This is a genomic window from Pectobacterium versatile (assembly GCF_003932035.1).
Classification (GTDB): Bacteria; Pseudomonadota; Gammaproteobacteria; order Enterobacterales; family Enterobacteriaceae; genus Pectobacterium; species Pectobacterium versatile.
In genome coordinates this window covers 1,683,718-1,709,580 of the sequence record NZ_CP034276.1, presented here as the reverse complement: position 1 = coordinate 1,709,580, position 25,863 = coordinate 1,683,718, and the positions used below count along the sequence as shown (strand labels likewise).

Below are 25,863 nucleotides of genomic sequence, written 5' to 3'. Positions count from 1 at the left end.
CGGTGCGAAAAAAGAGTCGGTACAGGTGCGGCTTAGATAGCGCCGCGACGGCTCTTGGCGTAGGTGTCGAACGCCACGGCCAGCACGATAATTAACCCAGTGATAATCTGCTGGTAGTAAGCCGATACGTTCATCAACACCAGTCCGTTAATCAGGATCCCCATGATGATCGAGCCGATAATCGTGCCGCTAATCCGGCCGTAGCCGCCCATCAGCGATGTACCGCCAATGACCACCGAGGCGATAACGCGCAGCTCGAAGGTGATCCCCGCGACCGCTTCGGCGCTGCCGAGACGGGCGCTGAGAATAAAGCCCGCTAGCCCAGCCAGACAGCCAATCACGACGTAGACGCTGACCAGTACGCGTTGCACATTCACCCCGGCCAGCCGTGCGGCTTCGGTGTTGCCGCCTATGGCGTACACAAAGCGACCCCAGCGGGTTTTATGCAGCGCGAGATAACCCAGCAAGGCGACCAGCGCGAAGATCCAGATCGGCACCGAAATACCCAGGATCTCGCCTCGTCCCCACCAGCGATAGCCTGGGTCGAAACCGGCAATTGGCGCACCGTCATTCATCACCAGCGTTAACCCGCGCCAGATCGTCATTCCGCCCAGCGTGACAATGAACGGCGGCAGACGCAGTTTGGTGACACCCAACCCATGCAGGAAACCAATGAAGGTGCCCATCGCCAGACAGACGCCCAATGCAACCAGCCAGCTCAAGCCATACCAGGCATCCGGATCGACGGTGGTGAAGTTGTCGCCTTTAATCACCGAGGCGGCGGTGATGGCGCACACCGCCAGAATCGAACCGACGGACAGATCGATCCCGGCTGTCAAAATGACGAACGTCATCCCTACGGCCATGATCCCGTAGATGGAGACTTCGGTCAGGATGTTGGTGATGTTGCGTTCAGACAGGAAATTGCTGTTCTGTGACTGAAAGAAGATCAGCAGCAGAATCATGAAAATAAACACGCCAAAGCGTTCAAAAAAGGCAATCGGGTCAAAACGTCCACGCGGATTGGACGGCGTAATACTCTTAGAAAGCGGCTGCTGGGACATGCGTCACCTCCGTTATGCTGCGTGTAATGCGTCGTGGCAAATGGCCATCATCGTCATCAGTTTTTCTTCTGTGGCGTCATCGCCATGAATTTCCCCGCTAATCCGCCCTTCGCTGAGCGTGATAATGCGGTCGGAAATCGCCATGATCTCCGGCAGGTCGGAGGAAATCACAATCACGGCGACGCCCCGTTTCGCCATATCGAACAGCACCTGATGCACTTCGGACTTGGTGCCGACATCGATGCCGCGCGTGGGCTCATCCACGATCAATACTTTGGGGTTCAGCGCCATACAGCGGGCAAGAATCACCTTTTGCTGGTTCCCGCCCGACAGCTTGCGCACCTCCTGCTCGCTGTTCACCATTTTGATGTGCAGCGCCTGACGGTAGGCCTCGATCAGGTCGTCCTCCTTACGGATGTCGACAAACCAGCGCCAGCGCATCAGCGATGAGAGATTAGATAGCGAGATGTTTTCCCTGATCGACAGCCCCAACACCGCGCCCTCTTTCTTGCGATCTTCCGGCACCAGCGCGATGCCTTGCGACAGCGCATGCAGCGGTGTAGAGGGATAATAGGGTTCGTCATCCAGCACAAATTCACCGGTAGAAAATGCATCTGCACCAAACAGGCAACGCGCGATTTCCGTACGTCCCGCGCCCACCAGCCCGGCAATACCGAGCACTTCGCCAGCATGCACCTGGAAGTTGATGTCCTTTAGCGCAATGCCGTGCGCATCCAGCGGCGGTTTTTCCCGGCTTAAGCCCTTCACCGCCAGCCGTACCGGCTTATCCTGATGATGCGTTTCCGCAGGCGGACGGCGGTTAAACACCACGTCACGGCCGACCATCAGGCGAATAATCTCCTGCACATTCGTGCTGGCGACATCCCCGGAACCGGTGTAGCGGCCGTCCTGAAATACGGTAAACCGATCGCACAGCTGGAAAACTTCGTGCAGCCGGTGCGTGACATACACCACACTCACGCCACGCCCTTTCAGCTCGCGCACCACGCGGTGCAGGCTGTCGACTTCACTGTCGCTCAGCGCCGCCGACGGTTCGTCCATCACAATCAGTTTGGCGTTCAGCGTTAGCGCTCTGGCGATTTCTACCATCTGCTGCTGCGCCACGCTCAAACGCGCGACCTGCGTCGTCGGCGCAATGTTCAATTTCAGATAATCCAGTACCGCTTTCGCCTCGCGATTCACCGCCAGCGCATCCACGAATACGCTACTACGCTGCGGTTCGCGTCCCAGGAACATGTTCTCCGCCACGCTCATATTGGGCAGCAGATTAAACTCCTGATAAATGGTGATAATCCCCCGCTTTTGGCGCTCAACGGGCGATTCGAGCGGTAACAGCGTCTCACCACCAAACCAGATGTCGCCGCTGGTCTGCGGCTGCGCCCCTGCCAGCGCCTTCAACAGCGTCGATTTTCCCGCGCCGTTTTCTCCCAATAGCGCATGAATTTCTCCCGGCTGTACGGTCAACTGCGCGTTGCTCAGCGCCCAAACGCCGGAGAAACTCTTTGCCAAATTGGTAATGTTCAGTAGGGGTTCCGTCATGTTTACCTTCCTCCCGCAAGGCCGCGCGGACGCGGCCTGCTGAATACCTTTATTGATTACGTAGAAAACGACTTATTTACCCGCTTCGCCAATACGTTCAGCATCGTTCAGGTTATCTTTGGTAATCATGGTCGGTTGGTAGTCTGCCCCGGTGATAGGCGCTTTACTGCGGATGTTATTGGTCAGCTGCGTCAGTGCGGTCGTCACCGCGTAGCCCGGACGTTGATCGGCAGTTACCGCCAACCAGCCGTCGCGTACGCGAGCCAGCGCTTCCGGCACGGCGTCAAAGCCAGTCACCATGACGTCACCGGGTTTCAGACCTTGCCCTTGTAACGCTTCAATCGCACCCAGCGCCATGTCGTCGTTCGCAGAGAGGATCACCTGCGGACGTTTAGGCAGCGAAGGAAACACACTTTCAACGATGCGCATCCCTTCGGAACGCATCCAGTTCCCCGTCTGGTCCGCGACGATGTGGTATTTGCTCCCACCCGCTTTCAGGCTGTCGCGAATCCCCTGCGTACGCTCGATGTTAGAAGAAGAACCTGGCTGACCGGTCAGCAGAATGATCTCTGCGCCATCTGGGAATTTGGTTTTGACATAGTCGGCAATCGCCTGACCGCCTTTGTAGTTATTGGCCCCAAAGTGCGGCACCGCTTTTTCTGTTTTTACCGAACGATCCAGCGTCACCACCGGTAGCTTGGCATCCTGAATATCGGTAACCGCGCTGGACACCGCGTTGACGTCATTCGGTGACACAACAAAACCCTGTGCCCCACGCGTAATGGCATTTTCCAAGTCGGCGGCCTGCTTCGGCGAGCTACCCTGCCCATCCAACACCTGCAAATTCACGCCCAGTTCTTTGGCGGCTTTAACGGCGGTGCGCTGCATATGTACTTCAAACGGCATAGCGAGATTCGGCGTACTGAAAACGATTTGTTCATTTTGGGCCTGAGCAAAACCAGACAGACCCAGTGCGATGGCGATTGCGGAAACGCTGATGATCTTTTTCATATGTCTTTTCTCTGCTTCTGTTATGAGTATGGGTGTAGGGTTGAAAGCAGGTAAAACGCGATGTGCCGATAGGGTTACACGGCGACCTCCTTGCCTTGAGCCAGTGATTCAAAGGCTTTATCCGCCAGATTTAACGCACGCTCACCGTCCAGCCCGGAGCATTCCGGCTGCGTGCGGCCATTCAGCACATCGACAAAGTGCTGCCACTCTGCCGCGTAGGCGGCGTGATAGCGTTGCAGGAAGAAGTATTCGGGTTTCGCCGCCAGACAGCCGTCGTCGGTCCACTGCTCGACCACGTTTTCGCGGATGTTGCCCGCGCTGAGCACGCCTTTCGCGCCATGCAATTCGAGACGCTGATCGTAGCCGTAGCCAGAGCGGCGGCTGTTGACGATGGTCGCCATCGCGCCAGAAGCAAATTTCAGCACGATAAACGCGGTATCGATGTCGCCCGCTTCACCGATTGCCGGATCGACCAGATTGCTGCCTTGCGCAAAGACCGACACCGGCTCTTCGCCCATAATGAAGCGCGCCATATCGAAATCATGGATCGTCATGTCGCGGAACATACCGCCGGAAACGCGGACATACTCAGCAGGCGGCGGCGACGGATCGCGGGAGATAATCAGGAGAGATTCCGGCTTGCCGATGCGGCCTTCACCCGCCAGCGTTTTGACACGACGGAATTGCGGGTCGTAGCGGCGATTGAAGCCGACAAACAACGGCACGTTCTGCTGTTTGACGACGGTCAGGCAATCGCGAACGCGAGCAATATCCAGATGCACCGGTTTTTCACAGAAAATGGCTTTGCCGTGTTTGGCGGCCAGCTCAATCAGGTCGGCGTGCGTGTCGGTTGCGGAGGCAATCAGGACGGCGTGTACCGCCGGATCGTTCATAACCTCGTCAACCGTTTTTACTTTGGTATGATAACGTTCTGCCAGCGCCGTGGCATTTGCCGGGTTGGGATCGACCACCGCGTACAGGTTGGTTTCTTTGTGTGCCGCGATGTTCACTGCATGGACCTGACCGATGCGGCCCGCGCCCAGTAAAGCGATGTTAAACATAGATGCTCCCTTGCTGCCTGAGTGGCGTGTAATGCCAGACTGAAAAAGTGACGGATAACGGCTAGTCGCATTCTCCCCAGCCCCATCACCCGCTCTTTACCGCGAATCCTGATAGATAAAATAAAACATTTATTTCAGTTTTGTATAAATTGAAAATTATGTTTTTGCGTGCCAGTTAACATTTTCATGACATCTTCGCTGTTTTCTGCAACCCCAATCACACATCGTATGAGTACGTCTGTGGAGGTATACAAGGCTGTCAGCGGATCGAAGCAGCACAGGAACGCAATAGGAGAGAAAATGAAACTACGGTTTGAAAATGAAATGAATATTTCAGTTTGTTCTCCCTCCGCATTCCCCACTCTCGGAGACAAAAATACAGGGAGTTATCACGGTTTTACCTTTATCCGGCGTAAAAAATTATGCTGAGGAGATAGCAGGCTTAGGATGAGCCGCAGGACGCGGCGAAAGCTTGCGCCACGTCGGGAACGTGTCGCAAGCGGTCCGTTAAGCCTGATATCGACGAAGGTATCGCGCAGCGACATAATTTAGCCGGAAGCCGCGGTTCTCAGGGCGGCGGCGACTGAGCGCCCTGAGTCGGGCGCGTGCTACTAAGTAGCATGAAAATGGCGGCATTATCGCGCACGAAACCGTCTCTTAGTCTTCATAAAAAATGTGACTAAGAGACAGTGCGAAAGGGGAACATTTAATATTGCCGTGCGCGCGAGAGCGCGGCTTTCACGCTATTGGCAGCAGCCTCGATCTCCGGGTTGTCGGCAACCTGTGCCGTACCGGTGCGCCACCAGGATTCGTAGCCGTGCGTCATGGTCTTCGGCAGTACTTTGATATCGAGCAGTACTGGTCCCGGATGTTCACGTGATTCCGTCAACGCCTGCCTGAGCGAGTCTTCATCATGCACCCGCCACGCTTTGCAGCCGTAGCTTTCCGCATTCTTGGCGAAATCCACCGGAATGAGTGCGCCGCGCAGTTGCCCCGACTCCGCATCGCGGTAGCGATTTTCCGTACAGAAGCTCCCCATTCCCTGACTCATTTGCAGGTTGTTAATACAACCAAAGCCCGCGTTATCGAATAGCAGCACGGTGATTTTGATGCCCTCCTGTACCGCCGTTTGCAGTTCGGTATGCAGCATTAAATAAGACCCGTCGCCGACCATCGCGTAGACCGGCTGTTGCGGTGCCGCAAGGCGTGCACCAATCGCCGCCGCAATCTCGTATCCCATACAGGAATAGCCATATTCCAGATGATAGCTGTCCGGCGTTTTCACCTGCCACACGCGCTGTAGATCGCCCGGTAACGAACCCGCCGCTCCCACCACAATCGCGTTGTCTTCCAGTTTCTCATTCAGAATGCCCAACACACGCGTTTGCGTCAGGTGGGTATTCAGCATCTGGCGGTATTCATCCAGCTTGTCTTCCAGACCATCCACCACTTCTGGCACCAGTTCACCGTTATCCTGCACGGTAAACAGCCGCTGTAGCTCGCGTTCCCATTCCGCACGAGCCAGCTCGACAGTCTGCTGCCAGCCGCTGCGATACGACACCGTATCCAGCCGTTCGGCCAACACCTCCAGCCCGACACGCGCATCGGCGATCAGGGGCAGCGCATCCAGTTTTAGTGCATCGAACTCGGCAACGTTGAGCAGTAAAAATTCGACGTTCGGGTTCTGAAACAGAGATTTGGAGCCAGTGGTGAAATCGGTTAAACGCGTCCCGACGCCGATAATCAGATCCGCCTCGTGCGCCAGCCGATTCGCCGCCAGCCCGCCCGTCACGCCAATACCGCCGCAGTTCAGCGGATGTGATGACACAATCGCACCTTTACCTGCCTGCGTTTCGCCAAACGGAATCGCAAACCGCTCGGCAAACTGCGCCAGCGCATCATGTGCGCCGGAATAACGGACACCGCCGCCACAAATCAGCATCGGACGACGCTTTTTCGTAATCAGCGCTGCCGCCTCATTCAGTCGTGCTGCATCTGGCGGGCGTCGTTCGAGGTGATGGACGCGCTTGCGGAAAAACGATGCCGGATAATCCCAGACTTCCGCCTGCACATCCTGCGGCAAGCACAGCGTGACCGCACCGGTATCTGCCGGATCGGTCAGCACGCGCATGGCGTTAATCAGCGCACTCATCAGTTGTTCAGGGCGATTAATGCGATCCCAATAGCGGGAAACGGGTTTGAAGCAGTCATTGGTGCTGATCGACAGATCGTGATACTGCTCGACCTGCTGCAACACCGGATCCGGCTGGCGGCAGGCGAAGAGATCGCCGGGCAGCAGCAGCACCGGAATTCGGTTGGCGGTGGCGGTCGCCGCCGCAGTCACCATATTCGCCGCCCCCGGCCCTACGGATGAGGTTACCGCATAGATTTTCCGCCGCTTGTGCTGTTTGGCAAATCCGACGGCGATCTGCGCCATTCCCTGTTCGTTGCACCCCTGATGCACGGTGAGACGATTCGCCTCCTGCTCCAGCGCCTGACCGATGCCCAGCACATTACCGTGACCGAAAATGGTCATGACGCCCTGCACAAAGGGGGATTCTTCACCGTCTACGCTGAGGTATTGCTGGTTGAGAAACCTGACCAGCGCCTGCGCCATGGTGATGCGACACGTATCCATTGATCTACTCCTTCACGTAAGGGAGGATTAAATTACTGATCCCTGCTGCAATATCGAGATACACGGGTATACCACGGGGCGAGGCGTCCCTGCGGGAACCTCATCCCCGTGTTCCCCCTAAAACTACACATTCTTGATGCAGCACATTTCTGGTTCTTGTTATCGTTACTAACGTGACACACATCCTCACTCCAGCGTGGGCATGACGAAGCTGCTGGTGTGGTGTTCCAAACGGACGCTAGCAGGCCAGCGGCTGGTGACGGTTTTCATGCGGGTGTAGAAGCGCACGCCGTCGCTGCCATGGACGTTGAGCGGCCCAAAAATGGAGCGCTTCCAGCCGCCGAAGCTGTGGAACGCCATCGGCACCGGAATCGGTACGTTCACGCCGACCATGCCTGCCTGCACCTCTTCGCAGAACTGGCGTGCAGTCTCACCATCGCGGGTAAAAATAGCGGTGCCATTGCCGTATTCATGGTTGTTAATCAGCGTCACCGCCGTCTGGTAATCCGGCACCCGCACCACGGACAGCACCGGGCCAAAAATCTCTTCCTGATAGATCGTCATCTCCGGTGTGACATTATCGAACAGCGTCGGTCCGATAAAGTAGCCTTGCGGGTGCCCCTGAACAGACAGCGTGCGGCCATCGATGCGCAACGTCGCACCCTGCTCGACGCCGCTTTGAATATAGTCGGCAATCTTCGCCCGGTGCGGTGCGCTGATCACCGGCCCCATTTCATTTTCCTGCCCGTCAACCAGACCTGGCCCGACGCGCATTGCTTTGATCTGTGCGCTCAGACGCTGATGCAATGCTTCCGCCGTGTCATCACCAACGGCCACCACCACCGACAGCGCCATGCAGCGCTCGCCTGCCGCGCCAAACGCCGCGCCCATGATCGCGCTGGCAGCCATGTCCATGTCGGCATCCGGCATCAGGATGCAGTGGTTTTTCGCCCCACCCAGCGCCTGACAGCGTTTGCCGTGCGCCGATGCCGTCTGATAAATGTATTCCGCCACCGGCGTCGATCCCACAAAGCTTACCGCCTGTACCCGCGGATCGGTCAACAGGATGTCCACCGCTTCTTTGTCACCCTGAACAACGTTAAACACGCCATCCGGCAGGCCCGCTTCTTTCAGCAGTTGCGCCAGCAGTAGCGAGAGCGACGGATCTTTTTCCGACGGTTTCAGCACAAAGGTATTGCCGGTCGCCAGCGCAATCGGGAACATCCACATGGGCACCATCGCTGGGAAGTTGAACGGCGTAATCCCGACGCACACACCGAGTGGCTGCATGAGCGAATGGCTATCCACACCGGTGCCAACATTCGCCGAGTGTTCGCCTTTTTGCAGATGTGGAATACCACAAGCAAATTCAACGACTTCCAGACCGCGCGTCACCTCCCCCACGGCATCGGAATAGACTTTGCCGTGCTCCTGTGAAATCAGGCGGGCCAGCGTATCCATTCGTTCTTCCAGCAGCGCTTTGAAGCGAAACAGCACGCGCGCACGGCGGAGCGGAGAGTGTTTTGACCACGCAGGGAATGCCGCCGCCGCGCTGGCAATCGCTTGCTCGACTTCCGCCTTATCAGACATCACAACCTGGCGAATCTGCTCGCCCGTCGCTGGGTTATACACCGCGGCGTAGCGTTGGCTGTTGCTGGAGGCAATCGCCCCCTGAATGAAGTTAGATACGGTTTCCATGTTTACACCTTTGTGGGTTTTGAGGAGACAAACGGCTGACATCGGATTACAGTATATGAAATGAACATTCCATTTAATGTAAAAATAAAATAAATGTTGATTATTGTGATCCGCTGCGAATTTTTATGTAAACTTGAAGACAGCCGTCCATAAAGACAGGCGAGCAGCCTCTGAAAATAGTCGTATCGATAAAAGGTGTGCCGCCGGAAATGTCGTACAGATAAAACAACCGTATCCAGAAATGAATTTTCTGTTCCGTTTCAGGCGCCAGTCATGAAATCGCCCTAATGGGATAGGTTCTTATACGTCTTTGGGAGATAACCCGATATGCCCATGGCTACCAGCCTGAGAGAGTTACAGGAACAGATCCGCGAGCGTTATGATTCGCTCAGCAAGCGGTTACAGCAGGTGGCGCACTATGTGCTGGATAATACCAACAGCATCGCGTTCGATACCGTCGCGGTGATCGCCGAACGCGCTGACGTTCCCCCCTCAACGTTGATTCGTTTCGCCAACGCCTTTGATTTCAGCGGCTTCAACGAAATGAAACAGCTGTTCCGTATGAATCTGGTGGAGGAAACCGCCAGCTATACCGACCGGGCGCGGCTGTTTCGGGCGATGGAAGCTGACGCCGTGCCAGAAACGCCGCTGGATATTCTGCATGAGTTTGCCCGCTCAAACGCGCAGGCGATGCAGCAGCTAGCGGCACGTACCCCGCAAGAAGATCTGCAAAAAGCCGTCGATTTGCTGGCTCAGGCGGAAACCATCTATATCGTAGGGCTTCGGCGTTCGTTCAGCGTCGCCACTTACCTGACCTATGCGCTCAGTCATCTGGAAAGCAGCCCGATTCTGGTCAACGGGTTGGGAGGCATGTTTCGCGAACAGCTCAGCCGAGTCAGCTCGCGCGATGTGGTGGTTTCCATCAGCTTCTCGCCCTATTCACAGGAAACCGTGATGGTCAGTGAAATGGCAGCGAAAGCCGGTGCGCGGCAAATCGTGATTACCGACAGTCAAATTAGCCCGCTGGCGACACTCAGCGACGTTTGCTTTGTCGTAAAGGAAGCGCAGGTTGATGCGTTCCGTTCACAGTCCGCCACGCTATGTCTGGTGCAATCGCTGATGGTGTCGCTGGCCTACCGGCAGGGCAACGGCGCAGATCAGAGTGAAAAACAGCAGCGCGGCTAGTCGGAATCGTTTAATCAGCAGGACTCACAGAGAGGGAGAGCCGTTTTATGCTTAAAGTGATCGCACAGGATTTTATTAAGCCTGAATGCATTGAGACAGTCATGCCGCTGTACCGCGAATTAGTGGAGAAAACCCGACAGGAGCCGCTGTGTATCTCCTATGAGCTTTTTATCAATCAGAAAGATCCGGGGCATTTCACCTTTATCGAAACCTGGCCAGATAGAGCCGCACTGGATATTCACTGCCAGACCGAACACTTCCAGCGTCTGGTTCCGATGATCAATAGCCACCAGCGCGCCGAGTGCACCTTCCTGCTGATGGATCCGTTCGACAGTCATCTCCCCGCCGTTTGAATCCATTCAATTTTAGGTCGTAGAACGGCCTAAATATTGCCGCAATTCCCCGTCATTCTGCTTTTTTTCACGCTAACTTTTCAGTCATTTTTTTTGAATTAAAATCTCAATTTTTTCTTATTTAACATTTATCACAACCGGATAACATACAAAAACCCTCTGATAGCAAGCGCGTTAGCTGTTAGTCAGCAGGGTAATGACTATCAAACAAATTAAATAATTTGATAGTCATTCATATGATATCGCTAATGCATGCTTATCCCAGCCAACAATCACGGGGGGATGAACGGTGCATCGGTAGGTATCGGCTCTCATTCAGGAGGAATCGATGTTTAAACTAAAACAGGTGGTCGCATTTACGGCGCTGATGGCGACGGCAGCAGCCAGCTATGCGGCAGTAGAGGCCGATAAACGCCCGATTAACGAGCTTTATCAGAACGCGCTCCGTGAAGGCGGCATTGTGACCGTCTATGCTGGCGGCGACACGCCGGGTCAGCAGGATGGCATCAAACAGGCGTTTGAAAAGCGTTTTCCAGGCATGAAGCTCAACGTCATTGTGGATTACAGTAAATTCCACGATGCGCGTATTGATAACCAATTAGCGACCAATACGCTGGTGCCGGATGTGGTGCAGTTACAAACCTTGCAGGATTACCCGCGCTGGAAAAAAGAGGGCGTGCTGCTGAACTACAAACCTATCGGCTGGGACAAAGTCTACCCTGCGTTTAAAGATAAAGACGGTGCCTGGACCGGCGTATTTGTCGATGCATTCAGCAACGTGGTCAACACCAAGCTGATTGCCGAAAATGCCTGGCCAACAGAAGCCAATGATTATTTGCGCCCCGATCTGAAAGGCAGCATTGTTTTGACCTATCCAAACGATGACGACGCGGTGTTGTTCTGGTTCAAGCAGGTTGTCGATAAATACGGCTGGGAGTATGTCGCTAAATTCAAAGAACAGAATCCGGTTTATGTGCGCGGCACACAGGCTCCAGCAGACGATGTAGAAAGCGGTAAATCAGCGGCGACCTTCTCAACCGACGGTGCGCTGTCTCCCGAGCAAAACGCCAATTCGCGTTTCGTGCTGCCAAAAAGCGATCCATTTGTTTCCTGGACACAGCGTGCGGCCATTTTCAAACAGGCTCAACACCCGGAAAGCGCCAAGCTGTATCTGAGCTGGCTGCTGGATAAAGAGACACAGAGCAATGTCTGGTATATGTGGTCGGTGCGTACTGACGTTGCGCCACCCGCTGGCTATAAGCCTATCTGGGAATATAAGAACACCAGTCCGCAGGCCTTTGCCGACTTCATGAGCGATCGTGCCGCGGTAGAATCATTCCGTGCGCAAATTGGTCTGTATCTCGGCGAAGTGAAAGGCGAACCCTCTCCGGGTAACTTAGGACTGCATCCAAAAGAAGCCTTACCTCATTAATAGGTTATTCGCGTTCTTATAATAGAAAAAGCCCTTATCACTGCCTTGATGGCGATAAGGGCTTCTTTGTTAGTAGCCAGCATCACACAAACCTATCAGACTGGGGTCTTGTGCATTCAGGCAACTTCGGTTCGGCGACGGCCTTTGTTTTTTGCCCGGTAAAGTGCCATATCCGCGGCCTTTAACCAGTCAATATATTGACCCATCTCCGGTGAAATCTCCGCGATACCAACGCTGACAAACACCGCCAACTGCGGCGTCTGGTTCAGAAACTTCAGCGATAAGCTCTCCCGAATACGATTCACAGCGTCCAATGCGTCTCCCGCACTGGTCTGCGGTAAAATAACGGCAAACTCATCACCGCCGAACCGCCCAATCACATCCGTTTCCCGAAAGCCGGATGTCAGCTCACGCGCCAGCAGCAATATCGCCTGATCGCCGACGTTATGCCCAAAGTTATCGTTAAAGGCTTTAAAATGGTCGATATCAAACAGGACTAACGTCGCCGTGCGCTTATAGCGTTGGCAACTGTCATACTCGTGTTTCAGCAGGCGCTCCCAGTGGTGACGGTTATAGAGGCTGGTCATCCCGTCATGAATACTGACTTCCATCAGCATACGTTTGTGTTCTGCCAATTTCAGCGCGGTGGTGTAAGTGACATAACCGAGAAAAATCGGGTAGACCAGCAACATCGGCAGACAGGCATAAAGCTGTAGCGGTGTCGTATCCAGCGAAACCGGCGCGGAAAACAGCACAAGCACCAGCACACAGGCGACACACTGTAATACGATGCCCTGAACAAGCAGCTTTACCCCTCCGCCAGCCGTACAGTTCATCCCAACCATCGCCGCAATCAGGGCGCTGGGCAGAAGATTCACGCCCATAAACCCTATCCAGATGCCGCCAAACACCACATCAATCAATAAATTACGCTTCTCGCACTGCATCGGGTCGCGCGACCGCAGGGACAGCGTGTAGGCAATGTGAGGCCAGATAAAGGTGTTAAGGAAGAGTAGCCCCCACAAGAGCGTTGGGATAGGCCGGGTAATCAGTACCGAGGAAATAAAGAGAGCGCACAGTATCGTACCGACAATCCGTGGAATATAGACTCGCTGGGAAAAGCGTAGCCCTGAGCGACGTACATCTACCGTCAAAAACATCGGCGGCGAGGCTGACATAACGACCCCCATTGCGGTTCACGAATAAATAGCGAGAAAAAAGAACATTATGGCTGAAAGCATGTCAGCAACAGTGAGCAATTTTCGAATTTATTTTGTTACATAACGAAACGAAGTGATGTCGTAAGGGTTGGAGAGAGTAGCACGGATGTTAAAGGTAGCTGGTCTTACCCGTGGCTTTCGTCCCATTCCGATTATTGCCGTAGACGTCCCCATCATGATAGCCCATGTTATTAAGCTGGAGAGGGTTGTAACCGATTGATGTGAATGGTCAGAAACATGATCTCATCTGTTGTTAGCTGGCAACCGTAATTTTTTTCCACATAATCATATACCTTCATTGCACAGGTATAGGCCCGCGGCATCAATTCGGTAATCCCCTGATAGATTGAATCGTCGCCGTGGTTCACCGTTTCCCGGTTTAACAAACGCAGAGCGAAGAATTTCAGATGCGTAACCAAACGCTGATAATTAAGGGAATGTTCATCAAACGTGATGTGCAGATCGTATTTCAGAATGGTCAGAATATCTTTAATGATACCTGGGCTTTGCATCGTGCTCTGCATATCGCTGTTATTCGTCGCATTCGCCAGATGCAGCGCAATAAACCCCGCCTCATCCTCCGGTAAATCAATATCCAGTCTGGTACGAATCAGTTCCAGCGCCTCCAGCCCAATGGCAAATTCACTGCGATAGAACTGGCGAATATCCCATAGCATCAGGTTCTTGATCGTCTGCCCTTTTTTATGGCGTTGAATAGCAAAATTAATATGGTCACTTAAGGCCAGAAACAGCGTGTCCTGCACATCAAGTCGCAACGTTTTTTGTGCCAGAGTAATGATCTGCTGCGTCACAGCCAGACAGTCGGGTGGAATATCCGCCAGCAGTTGTGACAGCACATCGGCTATACCGTCACTTTTCTTCACGAACTGGCTTTCAATACGCTGCGGATCGATAGGGTCACCCACTTTCTTGCCAAAGCCGACGCCTTTGCCAATCGCCACAACTTCCCGTCGGTCATCAGCCAGCACCAGCACGGCGTTATTGCTCAATATTTTTTCAATTATCATCGCATCAGCCGTCCTGTCTGACGGGAAGACACGCGGGCCTTCCCTACCGTTTAGCGCCCCAACGTGGTATCGACGAGGCGCCTTTTCAATGTCGTTCGTGTAAGGTTCGATTACGCTTCTGAGCTATCCAGCCCATTGTTTTTAATGACATCAGCATACCAGTATGCGCTTTTTTTACGGATACGCCGCAGATCTTTCAGATCGAATTCTTCACGGTTAACGTAAATAAAACCATAGCGCTTCGAGCATCCCTGATGGGTGGAAATGAGATCCAACGCCGACCATGGCGTATAACCGAAGACATCCACCCCGTCGGTGATCGCAAGCTGGATTTGCTCAATATGGCGTTGCAGGTAGTCGATGCGGTAATCATCGTGAATCTCACCGTTTTCATCCAGTGTATCAAACGCGCCCAGCCCATTTTCCGTAATGATCAGCGGTAAATGGTAACGATCGTGCAGTTCACGCAGCGTATTGCGGAAACCTATCGGATCGATCTCCCAGCCAAAGGCGTTTTTCTGCAACCACGGATTGGTTGCACCACGATGCACGCCCTCTTCACCTGATTTCAGGTGCTGGTCACCGCCGCGAACAATTTCATCCGAACCGTCGCCTTTGCTGGCTTCAACCGTTTGCGAGGTGTAGTAGTTAAATGCGATAAAATCGGGTTTGGCCGATGCCAGAATATCCATATCGCCGGGCAGAATTTCTGGCGTATAGCCTTTTTCTTCCATATAGCTCCAAGCCGCAGTGTTGTAACGCCCATACACCGCCATATCCAGATACAGCCAGTTGCGGATCGCGTTATAGTTGAACGCCGCCATCACATCTTCAGGCTTCGATGAGGCTGGATAAATCAATGCAATGTTGGGTGCCGGACCAATTTTCGCACCGGGTACTTTGTCATGCAGCGCATTCATCGCTTTTGCCTGCGCCACCAGCATGTTGTGGTTCTGCTGATAGAGATTCTGCTTCGGGTTTTCCAGCGTAGGATCCAATGTCCCCAATGCAGAACCGTGCAAAATCATCATGTTTTGTTCATTGATGGTCAGCCAGTACTTCACCTTATCGCCGTATTCATCAAACAGCACGTTGGCAAAACGCGCAAAGGCCTCCACCGTTTCCCGATTATACCAACCACCTTTTTCCTGTAACGCCTGCGGCAGATCGAAATGGTACATCGTGACGATCGGCACAATGCCGTAATGCAGCAATTCATCGATAAGATTGTGGTAAAACGCAATGCCTGCCGGGTTTACCTCACCGCTGCCATCGGGAATGATGCGGCTCCAGGCGATGGAAAAACGGTACGTTTTAAAGCCGATATCGGCAAACAGGGCGACATCTTCCTTGTAACGGTGGTAATGGTCGCTGGCGACGGTAAAGTCCGTAGTCCCCTCAGGGTAGGACGTTCTGGCATCAATCACCGACGGCCCTTTGCCGTCTTCATTCCATGCCCCTTCAACCTGATAAGCCGATGTCGCCGCGCCCCATAAAAACCCCTCTGGGAAACGTTTAAGATGACGGTATTTCACGGTTTTTCTCCTTTTCTCAACGAGAGAATTTCTCAACAAGACAATTTATCAACAAGGCAATGTCAGCGAGACATCACTGATGTTATGGATAGCGCGATCGGGCTGAATTCAGGCAAAAAAAAACCTGATACGAACATGTCTGAATAACATGCGTCGTATCAGGTTTCGCTCGGGCCTTGGCCCGATCACGTCCTTCTTATCGGGTTATATCTGCTAACCGCCGTAGACTCAAACCGAGGTCGGGCAATCTGTGATGGATATCACCGATAATGTCCTCGTCTGAGCAGGGGTGTCCCCTGCGCCAGCCATCCCAGGAATGCAGACTCACCGCTCGTGCCCGTCGTCGCTATCGCGCACGCCGTTACCATTGAGCCTCACGAGCCGCTTCAACAGCCTTAGCAATTTCATTCCATCTGGCGACCCCAGCCCCGTACAGGCGTCCCATCCTTCAGAGGCAACAAAGGCCCCATTATTTCCCCGCACGATATCCTTACAGCTATTACGGTTACGGTATAACAAAGGAGGAATAAACAGCGAGGCCGAATGGGTTAACGCGAGCATACGTGCCAATAATCCCGCCCACAGCGGTGCAACAGCGCTGGTTCCCCCAACAACGCCTTCCAGTCCGTTAACTTCAATCAGATAGCCTGTTTCGGGATCGGCATTACCGCTGACGTCCGGTACGCCACGGTGTTGCAAAGGATGATGACCGCCATATTTGTCGACCAGAGACATCCCTAACTGCCAACCGGGCAACGCAAAGTACTGGCTGACGCCACCGCCTGTCGCGCCGCCGTCTCGGTTATGCCAGGTCGTTTCTTCCATCGCTTTTTGCAAGCGAGTGCCGCCACAGGCTAAAACGTAGGGGCTGGATGCCGGGAAATCGACGTGCAAACCATGTGGTTCACCATCCTGTGAACCGCGATCGCCAGACGCCACGCACACCGTAATCCCTAGCGCCGCAGCGGTCTGAAAGGCCTGGTTGTACACCTGTAATGATTGCGCGGTCCATTCTGACTCGCTGGCCCCCCAGCTAATCGAAATCACCGACGGCGCATTTTTCTCATCATGAATCGCTGCGTTGATCGCCTCTAAAAATCCGGCATCGCTATTCGGAGCAAAATACACCACAATTTTAGCGGCCGGTGCCAACGTACCCGCAATTTCGATATCCATCTGCACTTCGATATCGATCGGGTTCACCTCTTTGTCGCCATCTGACGAAGCAAGAGCATTCTTAGCGCCCCCCACACAAACATCAACGACCTGCGGCGGATTGACGCCCATTCGTTTAAAATAGTGCGCCAACTGCGGTAAGCGATATCCGCCCCCCAGTTCAATAATGCCAATGCACTGCCCCGCACCGTCATGTTCTGGAAAGTGATAAAGCTCTGCCAGTTCAAGCGGCGTATAACCCGACAGGCGCTTTGCCGTAGTAGAGAACGCATCGTTTATACGCAGGTAACAGTTCGATGCCAGACGCTCATCAAGGCCTAGTACCGCGATAACTACGCCCTGTAGGTATTCAGGCAGATAAATTCCCCCTGATCTCCCACGAAATGCCCCGTGTTTGTGCTCATACCGAGCCAAGCTCACGCGAAATGCCTGCTCCATTTGCGCCACCGTCCCCGTCAAGAAGACGGTACGGCTGGCAACATGTTCACGCTCAACAGATAGCCGATAATGCCGAGCAAACGCACGGACATGCTCTAGATCGGCCTCATCAGCGCCGAACTTTCTGGCATAACTGGCACGCGACAGCGGTTTATTGGCGCAGATGCCGCCAAATTGTGGATCAATACTATCGTGCAGCTCGGTGTAATACTCATCATCTGGCGTTGTAAAACGCAACACCAGCATGACTCTGACGCTTTCATTAACATTACAGCGTTCGCGGTACGCGGCGTCAGCGATATTTCCGCGTTCACTCCCTTTCAATAATTGGTAAGTCATCGTCTTCTCTCCCACTCAGCTATTTGCCGTCTGGTTCAATTTGACTCAATGCCGCATAAATCTGGCGTTTGTCGTTCTGTGACAGATGCTCAACATTAATAGAAGAAAGAAATGTGGCCTCTTGCTGAAGCGCAAAATGCCCGCCATTCGCAAGATAACGTTTAATACTCACCAAGAGCTGGTCGTCAATCGTGAGTAGCGTGGGTCTAATGGTGTCGTTCAACGACAGCGGCGTCCAGTCGCTCTCCGGTGTCGCAAGCCAGTCCGCCATATAACGATACTGAATGGCTTTGCTGGCATTCATTAATGACGTAAAAAACAGTTGGGTACTCTGAGGGGATAAACCAACGGCAGCAGATTGCTCCCGCACTTTACTCAAAATACGATCCTCTTGTTTTAGATCCTCAACCGGCAGGTGTTGGCGGGCCTTATACCCCGCAACATCTTTCATCAACACCATCCTCTCCTGAATCAGTTGATAGATACCAAGAGGATTGTCTTGCGTTGCGGCATAGAGAGGAACACACCAAACAGAGCTCATCACTAACGAGATAACAGCGGAAATAGGCAAATTCATCGGATTACATTCTCCTGTCAGCACCACCATGAAGGTCTATGGCTATATTTTTATTTCGCCATTGCGGCAGGAGATAATAGGTTTCGCCATATGAATCTTCCATGACGAAACTATTTCAACCGTTACCCACAGGAAACATTTCTTCTTGAAAATCACCCAGCCTGTCGCGATACCCGCCATTAAGTTACTAAATTACAAGCAACTTAAGAATCAAACCCCAAAAGCGCAATCCTCACCAGCCGATGATTAAGATACAAACAATAACTAAATGAAATAGTTCATTTTGGTTACTAAATAGCGATATTGCTCTGTGAAGCAAGCACACACAAAAAAGCCCGTCTTGGCACTCGGCCATGACGGGCTTGATTCACTCTTAAACGAACTAAGATTGATTAGTGCTCGGTGAGACCATACAGCGAGCTGCGACGCTGTAACATCTGACCACCGTCTCGCGTCAACGGCACCCAACCAACAGCGCCACGTTTCACCGTTGGTTCGGTGAACAGCAGATCAAACGGTATCGAGACGTAGAAGCCTTTAGTAAAGCTTCCTTCACCATATTCAGCAGCGCTGACGTTGGTCTTGGTCGCAAAGGCACCTGCAATGATTCCGCTATCAAAGCGGCGAGACAGATCGAGGGTTACCCCTTTGTCCCCTGCCAGATAACGACCCACACTCACCTTCGCTACCGCACCTTCCACAAACGGCAGTTCCCAGTAGGCGGTCAGATGGCCTGTCACCACATCGTAATCGGCCATCCTCATAATATCGTTCCAGTCACGCTGTTTGACATAGTTCACATCCATCCCCAGCGCCCAGCTTTTACCGAACGGACGATACAGCACTTCAGATCCGACACCCGCATACATCATTTCCAGATAGCCGCCGTAGACCTGGGTATACCAGTCCTGCGCGGGATTATCCCTGCGAGTCAATTGCAGATTGGTCAATAACAGATCGGAAGAAGTAATGTATTCACGCACCCAGGTTCTGACACGCGGCAGCGCAGCGCCATCCGCTGGTGGTGTTTTATAGTTGAACTTGTCGTAGTTATTCACCAGATTCAGCGTTGCCGTTCCGCCTACGCTCCAGTGATCGCTCAGACGGTAGTCCACGTTACCTTTCAATGCGACCTGATACATGTAGAAGGATTCAGGGCCACCGAAAGACTGCGTCAGCGTCGGATCTAATGAATACGTCAGACGATCGGGCTCTGCAAGCAACACCTGCTGACCACGTACGTCGGATACCGGCTCTTTGCGATGCGTGACAGGTTCCGGTTGCCCCAGTGGAATAGCCGCCTGTTTAACCTGATGGAAAGGTTTGGCATCGACTTCCGTGCTGGCAATCGGTAAACGCTGGCTACGCTGAACAATGTGGTACTCATCAATACTGCCCGGTACATGGTTTGCCAATACCGTAGCCGCACGCTGCGTAGCCTGTTCGCTATCACGATACTTGGTCTGCTCGGCAACAATGGTGACCTGCTTTTGGTCCGCGTAAATATCGGCGTCTTTGAAGCCGGCCTTATCGTTCAGCTCTTTCGAAACGAGCTGCCAGTTTGTGCCTTTGCCATCCTGTACCGGCGCATAGACGGGTGGTGCATCGTCTAAGTAGTTCGGCTTCAGGTCATTGAAATTAGTGCGTAGGGTAAAGCCCCACATCAGGGTATTGCCGCGCTGCCACGACAGCGTGGTGTCCAGATTATTGCCAACACGGTAAACTGCACCAATGTTGAAGGGGGAATCCTGCTTGACAGCACCAGCAGTTTCACGACTGTAGTCATTACCATCATATTCAAGCTTTAAGCGCAATGGATCCCACGGGGTTTGATATTCAACACCACCAAATAGCGCTGCCGAACCGTGAAAGAAATTCCCAACTTCGAATTGCCCACCGTTCTCAGAATACCCACGACTACGCTGGCAGAAGCTGGCTTTCAACGAGCAGGCGGGATTTTTAATATTACTGCTCTCGGCCATATTGCCCCACCCCATACCCAAGGAAAAATCAAACGGCCCCATACGCTTACTGGCCACCAGATATTCGCTATCAAATAATCCAGTTCCCGCAATATCACGCAATCCCAGAGACAGATTGGGCATCCAATAACTTTCCTGCCACAACCTCGCCTTAATATCAAAACCTTTATCTTTATGTGTCTGACTACCACTAAAACCAGAGTACAAACTATATAATCTTGTTCGCGTATCAGTATAGCGTACCGTCGTTTCCAGCCAGTCAAAGAGCTGGAGCGACAAGGAATAACGCCGATATTCCTCATTGTCACGATAGTTAAGGCTGAATTCGCCCGTTTCCGCCATACGCGCTGTCGGCATCTGCAACAGCCCTGTGCCACCAAAATCAGACTGTGATACCCCCGCAGGCTGAAAGCGCATATTGGGGTTGGTCGCAGTACGGCTGCTTTCTGTTTCAGCCGCCATCGCCTGCGCACTCAAGATGCTGCCAATCGCCAACGACAGACAGCCTAGTTTAACGTTTCTGTTCTTTGTCATTCGAGTGGAGTCCGGTTAGCAAGGTAGTCAGCAAGCTGATCGTTAAGTGATGACATATCCTGTGGTAGAACCGAGGGGTTAAAGCCGATAAAGAGCGTTTCGCCCGCAGCGGGTTCACGATGCTGACGATTCCACAGCGCCAGCGGCACCTTACGCCACTGACCGTTCCCCCCAATCAGATAGCCGTAACTGTTGTCCGCTCCCGCAAGAAGCCGACGTCCAGAGAGATAATTCTCGACCGACCATCCTGCACGTAGCGCCACTTTCCCCGATGTCTCCAGTTCACCCACATCAGCGGCCGTATTCACCAGACCGATCAGCGACAACTTGTCATCATGAGGCGCCACATACAGTGCATATTCCCCCACCAGAGGGCGATTATTTTCTATATAGACACGTACGCGGTCAGGATCCAGATCGGTACGGATACGACCCGCAACATTAATCGGGTTAATCGTCTTTCTCAGCAGCCAGGCGGAGATCGCCAGATCGCCATCGCCTGAATTGCGCCAGCGCGTTTCCAGTTCAGCCAGCTTTTGCAGCAAGACATCCCCTTGCGCACGTACCTTCTGTGTTGTCGAAAAATCAGAAATAAACGCCGTTTGCCAGTTAATATTCTGTGGCCAGGAAACCTGTTCGTAAAATTTTTCAAGACGCGTACCGTCGTCCAATTTAACGACAGCGATTGTCTCTTGAGGCGATTTTACAGTCAGTTGCGCAGACGTCGCGACGCCGGAAACCAGCAGCAACAAGGTAGCGATACGATTGAGTGCCAACATTGCAGCCCCTTATTGTACGTAGGGTTTTAATACGGTGAATGTGGCCAATGCCATATCCGGCCCCATATACTGCTGGCTTTGAACCACACTTCCGTTAGTGGGATCGAGCCAGTAGCTATTGGTGTAAGATTCATTCAACGCGGGGACGGTCACCTGCTCATCAAAACGCAGCAGCTCACGCGGGATATCCAGAATTTTTACGGTTTCTTTGCCGCGGGCCTGAAAAACGGACGTGGTCGCGTATCCGCCTCGGAAGACCTGAGCCCATTCAACCCGGCTTTGCCATGTCATTGGCGTTGATGTCTTCAATAGGCCTAACGCCAGGGGGTCGTGTTGCAGGTTATCCACATAGGTAATGTCTTCGCCGAAGCCCTGCGTTTTCACCAAACGACCATGTTGGGTCGATACCATATTTTTATCGGCCCCGATCCATTTCAACTGATTCTGCTCGGCGAAAGCGAGCACAACAAACGCCTGTGGCGCTTTACCCACTTTCAGATAGGCCGATGCATAGGGCGTATTGGCAACCTGTTTAGCCGTCACATGGGTGTCATCCTGGCCGAAAAATGCCAGCTTGAAGGTTTTCCCCACTTGATCCACATTTTGGGAACAGCCAGTCAGCACAATCGATAAAAGAGGTATGGCAATTAGCGCTCTCACCTTTGCCATTCGTTTTATTTTTGTCATGGAATGCAGTTCTCGTTGAACAGCGTAGCCCGGAAAAAGAAAGGCCACCGAAGTGGCCTTAGAATTAAAACGAAATTAACTACGAGTACCAGTAGTTGCAGTCGTTGTTCCCGCAGGAGAGCTGTCATCGTTGCTGGAAACAGCAACTGCAACAGCAACACCGATCGCCGCAGCAGCACCGACAGCAATCAGAGCAGTAGTACCAGCAGCAAAGCCAGCACCACCAGCACCAGCGGCACCAGCAGCAGCAGCGCTGGTGGTCGTGGTGGTAGAGGTACCAGCAGCAGTGCTGCTAGAGACGCCATCAACAGCAAACGCGTTTGACGACATGGCCAGTACCGCAGCCAGCGTGATTAACGTTTTCTTCATTACGATTTCCTTTTTAACATGAAGTACTTCAGGGTGGGGTACCGTCGAAAAGACCATACCCCGTCCTTCATTTCAGCCAGCACAACAGCAAACCGATTTAGTTTTGCGTCGTTACCGACCGTTACCGAGATCCTCCCAGTAATGAGTTACAGTTCAATGGCGATGAAACTATCAATGAGGAAATAACCCCTCTATGAGATAAAACCACCTCTGACAACCAACACCAGAAAACAAAACTACAACTCAATTTTTGCAACACCGTTAAAAATAGCAAGATCCCGATGTAATAAACAGCAATGATCTCGGTAAAAAAGCAGATTTCTTTAATGAAATTTACAGTATTCCAGAAAAAAAGTCATAGATATCTTAACGATATCGATCCACTGATTCATCAATACAAAAAACGCCAGATATTTCCTAATCTGGCGTTTTATTAACAAACGGCGCTATCTGAGCATAAGAAACGGCTATTCCAGCCACTCGGTATGGAATACGCCTTCTTTATCCGTACGCTTATAAGTATGTGCACCGAAATAGTCACGCTGAGCCTGAATCAGGTTAGCAGGCAACACGGCTGAACGGTAGCTGTCGTAATAAGCAATGGCCGCTGAGAAAGTTGGCGTCGGGATGCCTTGCTGAACCGCGTAAGATACCACGTCGCGCAGCGCTTGCTGATACTCATCTGCCACTTTCTTGAAGTAAGGGGCCAACAGCAGGTTAGCGATATCGGCTTTCTGCTCGTACGCATCGGTGATTTTCTGCAGGAACTGTGCACGAATGATGCAGCCAGCGCGGAAAATCTTGGCGATCTCACCGTAGTTCAGATCCCAGTTGTTTTCGTCTGATGCCGCTTTCAGCTGTGAGAAGCCCTGAGCATAAGAAACGATTTTACCCAGATACAGCGCACGGCGTACTTTCTCAACAAACTCGGCTTTATCACCGCCGAATGGCTGAGCCGTTGGGCCCGTCAGCACTTTAGAGGCCGCAACACGCTGATCTTTCAGTGAAGAAAGGTAACGGGCAAAAACGGATTCCGTAATCAGAGACAGTGGTTCACCCAGATCCAGAGAACTTTGGCTGGTCCATTTACCGGTACCTTTATTAGCCGCTTCATCCAGAATCACGTCAACCAGATAGTTACCGTCTTCATCTTTCTTCCTGAAGATATCGGCAGTGATCTCAATCAAATAGCTGCTTAGTTCGCCTTTGTTCCACTCAGAGAACGTCGCAGCAAGCTCGTCATTGCTCAGATTCAGAGCCTGCTTGAGCAATGCATAAGCTTCAGCAATAAGCTGCATGTCGCCGTATTCAATGCCGTTATGCACCATCTTGACATAGTGGCCTGCGCCATCAGCACCAATATAGGTCACACAAGCTTCGCCATCAGCACGTGCAGCAATCTGTTCCAGAATCGGAGCAACCAGCTCATACGCTTCTTTCTGGCCACCCGGCATGATGGAAGGCCCTTTCAGCGCGCCCTCTTCCCCACCAGATACGCCTGTACCGATGAAGTTAAACCCTTCAGCAGACAGTTCGCGATTACGGCGAATCGTATCTTTATAGAAGGTGTTACCGCCATCGATCAGAATATCGCCCTTTTCCAGGTAAGGTTTCAGCGATTCAATCGTTTTATCGGTTGCTTCACCGGCCTTCACCATCAGCAGAATACGGCGTGGTTTTTCCAGGGATTCGACAAACTCTTCAACGGTGTAAGAAGGCACCAGTTTTTTACCCGGATTTTCCGCGATAACTTCATCGGTTTTATCGGAAGAACGGTTAAAGATGGAAACGCTATAGCCACGGCTCTCAATGTTCAGCGCCAGATTGCGCCCCATCACCGCCATACCGACAACGCCAATTTGCTGTTTGGACATTAAAGCAACTCCTGTCTGAAGGATAACCTGCCTGCAACGGCGACAACGCCTCGCATTGCGACCTCGCAAGCAATTTAAAAACAGGCCGACATGGTAACTCAGCTTTGCGTGAGTGGGTAGTGATTGGTTTGATAGCGAAAGTTCACCCAATCGGAACGTATGGCGGGAAAAAGAAAAAACCGCAGAACGATTCAACGATCTGCGGTTTTACAGCGAGTTATCACGCAATATTACTTTTTCAGCAGCGCCTTAATACTTTCTTTAAATTCGGCACCAAACTCAGGATTGCGTAATCCATAGGACACAAATGCCTGCGCATAACCCAATTTACGGCCGCAGTTAAAGTTCTTGCCTGACATTTGCACAGCATCAACCTGCTGAGTCGCGATCATATCGGCAATCACATCCGTCAACTGAATACGTCCCCACGCGCCAGGGACCGCTTTTTCCAGCAACGACCAAGCATCGGCAGTTAATACATAGCGCCCTACCGCAGACAGGTCAGACCCCGTTTCGGACGGTGCCTCGGGTTTCTCAATCATTGAAGTAATCGCTGCGGCATCGCCTGGATTCACCAACGGTGTTTCACAATCGACGACAGAGTACTCAGGCAACACCTCATAAGGGCGATGTTTCACCAGCACCTGGCTACGCCCGGTTTCTTCAAAGCGGGAGATCAACAGCGCCAGATTTTCCCTCGTCTGATCAGCCGTGCTTTCATCCAGCACCACATCGGGCAACACCACCACAAACGGGTTATCGCCAACGATTGGGCGCGCACAGGAGACGGCATGCCCCAGCCCCAGCGTTTCCCCTTGACGAACGTTCATGATCGTCACGCCTTTCGGACAGATAGACTGAACTTCGGCCAGCAGTTGACGCTTGGCACGTTCTTCCAGCAGAGATTCAAGCTCAAACGAGGTATCGAAGTGGTTTTCAATCGCATTTTTCGACGCATGTGTCACCAGAACAATTTCTTTAATCCCCGCCCTCACACACTCGTTGACGATTTTCTCAATCACTGGGCGGTCAACCAGTGGCAACATTTCCTTAGGAATTGCCTTGGTCACAGGTAACAAATTCATCCCTAAACCGGCTACAGGGATAATAGCTTTCAATGATGTCATGGATTGACTCTCTTCAATCTGATGGTTTTTATCTGGAGAACGATTCTGTTTTTATCGATCACTTTTCACTTAGCAGCGTAATCCCACAACGCCATGCATGACACTAAGATTACACCCAATCTGCGACAAAGCGATCTCAGGTTGAGACTTTTTATGATGTGCTGGAACGTTCTGTTTTTATCATCGTGCCAGTAAA

Annotated in this window: 20 protein-coding genes; 3 read left to right on the top strand and 17 right to left on the bottom strand. The window is 52.5% G+C overall.

The genetic code is table 11. The features are described 5' to 3' along the window. Positions 1-32 precede the first annotated feature (32 nt). The 6 genes from EIP93_RS07700 to EIP93_RS07675 all read right to left on the bottom strand — a co-directional run bounded on the left by EIP93_RS07700 (position 33) and on the right by EIP93_RS07675 (position 9,032). Positions 33-1,064 (bottom strand): ABC transporter permease, encoded by a 1,032-nt coding sequence (locus EIP93_RS07700; protein ID WP_010281439.1) that lies wholly within the window; start codon positions 1,062-1,064, stop codon positions 33-35. 12 nt (positions 1,065-1,076) lie between these two features. Then, a complete protein-coding gene (locus EIP93_RS07695) occupies positions 1,077-2,624 on the bottom strand; it encodes a sugar ABC transporter ATP-binding protein (protein ID WP_103972215.1) in 1,548 nt (515 codons plus the stop codon). A 72-nt stretch (positions 2,625-2,696) separates the two neighbouring features. Then, positions 2,697-3,635, bottom strand: a complete 939-nt coding sequence (locus EIP93_RS07690) for a substrate-binding domain-containing protein (RefSeq protein ID WP_010308444.1) — start codon at positions 3,633-3,635, stop codon at positions 2,697-2,699. 74 nt (positions 3,636-3,709) lie between these two features. After that, on the bottom strand, positions 3,710-4,696 hold the full coding sequence (iolG, locus tag EIP93_RS07685) for an inositol 2-dehydrogenase (RefSeq protein WP_010308440.1): 987 nt from the start codon (positions 4,694-4,696) through the stop codon (positions 3,710-3,712). A gap of 706 nt (positions 4,697-5,402) precedes the next feature. Next, positions 5,403-7,334 carry a 3D-(3,5/4)-trihydroxycyclohexane-1,2-dione acylhydrolase (decyclizing) gene (gene iolD, locus EIP93_RS07680; RefSeq protein WP_103860298.1) on the bottom strand — a complete coding sequence of 644 codons (1,932 nt, stop codon included), beginning with the start codon at positions 7,332-7,334 and terminating at the stop codon, positions 5,403-5,405. Positions 7,335-7,520: 186 nt separating this feature from the next. Beyond that, positions 7,521-9,032 (bottom strand): CoA-acylating methylmalonate-semialdehyde dehydrogenase, encoded by a 1,512-nt coding sequence (locus EIP93_RS07675; RefSeq protein ID WP_103860297.1) that lies wholly within the window; start codon positions 9,030-9,032, stop codon positions 7,521-7,523. A 327-nt stretch (positions 9,033-9,359) separates the two neighbouring features. On the opposite strand from EIP93_RS07675, the gene EIP93_RS07670 reads away from it, so the two are divergent. From EIP93_RS07670 to EIP93_RS07660, 3 genes are all read left to right on the top strand, one after another. Next, positions 9,360-10,217, top strand: coding sequence for a MurR/RpiR family transcriptional regulator (locus EIP93_RS07670; protein WP_010281425.1), 858 nt, complete (start codon positions 9,360-9,362; stop codon positions 10,215-10,217). 47 nt (positions 10,218-10,264) lie between these two features. After that, a complete protein-coding gene (locus tag EIP93_RS07665; protein ID WP_010296830.1) occupies positions 10,265-10,570 on the top strand; it encodes a putative quinol monooxygenase in 306 nt (101 codons plus the stop codon). Between the two features lie 328 nt (positions 10,571-10,898). Further along, entirely contained in the window at positions 10,899-12,002 is a 1,104-nt protein-coding gene (locus tag EIP93_RS07660) for an ABC transporter substrate-binding protein (protein WP_125232516.1), read from the top strand. Between the two features lie 116 nt (positions 12,003-12,118). Here the strand turns inward: EIP93_RS07660 and adrA are convergent, their stop codons facing one another. From adrA to EIP93_RS07605, 11 genes are all read right to left on the bottom strand, one after another. Beyond that, a complete protein-coding gene (adrA, locus tag EIP93_RS07655) occupies positions 12,119-13,180 on the bottom strand; it encodes a diguanylate cyclase AdrA (protein WP_103860296.1) in 1,062 nt (353 codons plus the stop codon). Between the two features lie 233 nt (positions 13,181-13,413). Continuing rightward, positions 13,414-14,250, bottom strand: coding sequence for a BglG family transcription antiterminator LicT (gene licT / locus EIP93_RS07650; protein WP_125232515.1), 837 nt, complete (start codon positions 14,248-14,250; stop codon positions 13,414-13,416). Between the two features lie 110 nt (positions 14,251-14,360). Next, positions 14,361-15,785 carry a glycoside hydrolase family 1 protein gene (locus tag EIP93_RS07645; protein WP_125232514.1) on the bottom strand — a complete coding sequence of 475 codons (1,425 nt, stop codon included), beginning with the start codon at positions 15,783-15,785 and terminating at the stop codon, positions 14,361-14,363. Between the two features lie 324 nt (positions 15,786-16,109). Further along, entirely contained in the window at positions 16,110-17,738 is a 1,629-nt protein-coding gene (locus tag EIP93_RS07640) for a S53 family peptidase (RefSeq protein ID WP_125232513.1), read from the bottom strand. Between the two features lie 19 nt (positions 17,739-17,757). After that, positions 17,758-18,315 (bottom strand): chorismate mutase, encoded by a 558-nt coding sequence (locus EIP93_RS07635; RefSeq protein ID WP_040031358.1) that lies wholly within the window; start codon positions 18,313-18,315, stop codon positions 17,758-17,760. Between the two features lie 392 nt (positions 18,316-18,707). Continuing rightward, on the bottom strand, positions 18,708-20,831 hold the full coding sequence (locus EIP93_RS07630; RefSeq protein ID WP_125232512.1) for a YjbH domain-containing protein: 2,124 nt from the start codon (positions 20,829-20,831) through the stop codon (positions 18,708-18,710). After that, the gene (locus tag EIP93_RS07625; protein WP_119158778.1) at positions 20,828-21,610 is read right to left on the bottom strand and encodes a capsule biosynthesis GfcC family protein; all 783 of its coding nucleotides are present in this window, start codon (positions 21,608-21,610) and stop codon (positions 20,828-20,830) included. The genes EIP93_RS07630 and EIP93_RS07625 overlap by 4 nt, the downstream gene beginning before the upstream one ends. A gap of 9 nt (positions 21,611-21,619) precedes the next feature. Then, a complete protein-coding gene (locus EIP93_RS07620) occupies positions 21,620-22,297 on the bottom strand; it encodes a YjbF family lipoprotein (RefSeq protein WP_164496820.1) in 678 nt (225 codons plus the stop codon). Between the two features lie 75 nt (positions 22,298-22,372). Next, positions 22,373-22,666, bottom strand: a complete 294-nt coding sequence (locus EIP93_RS07615; protein ID WP_010296810.1) for a hypothetical protein — start codon at positions 22,664-22,666, stop codon at positions 22,373-22,375. Between the two features lie 467 nt (positions 22,667-23,133). Further along, on the bottom strand, positions 23,134-24,540 hold the full coding sequence (gene gndA / locus EIP93_RS07610) for an NADP-dependent phosphogluconate dehydrogenase (RefSeq protein ID WP_125232511.1): 1,407 nt from the start codon (positions 24,538-24,540) through the stop codon (positions 23,134-23,136). A 230-nt stretch (positions 24,541-24,770) separates the two neighbouring features. Continuing rightward, positions 24,771-25,667: a sugar phosphate nucleotidyltransferase gene (locus EIP93_RS07605; RefSeq protein ID WP_125232510.1), complete on the bottom strand. Its 897-nt coding sequence runs from the start codon at positions 25,665-25,667 to the stop codon at positions 24,771-24,773. Positions 25,668-25,863 lie beyond the last annotated feature (196 nt).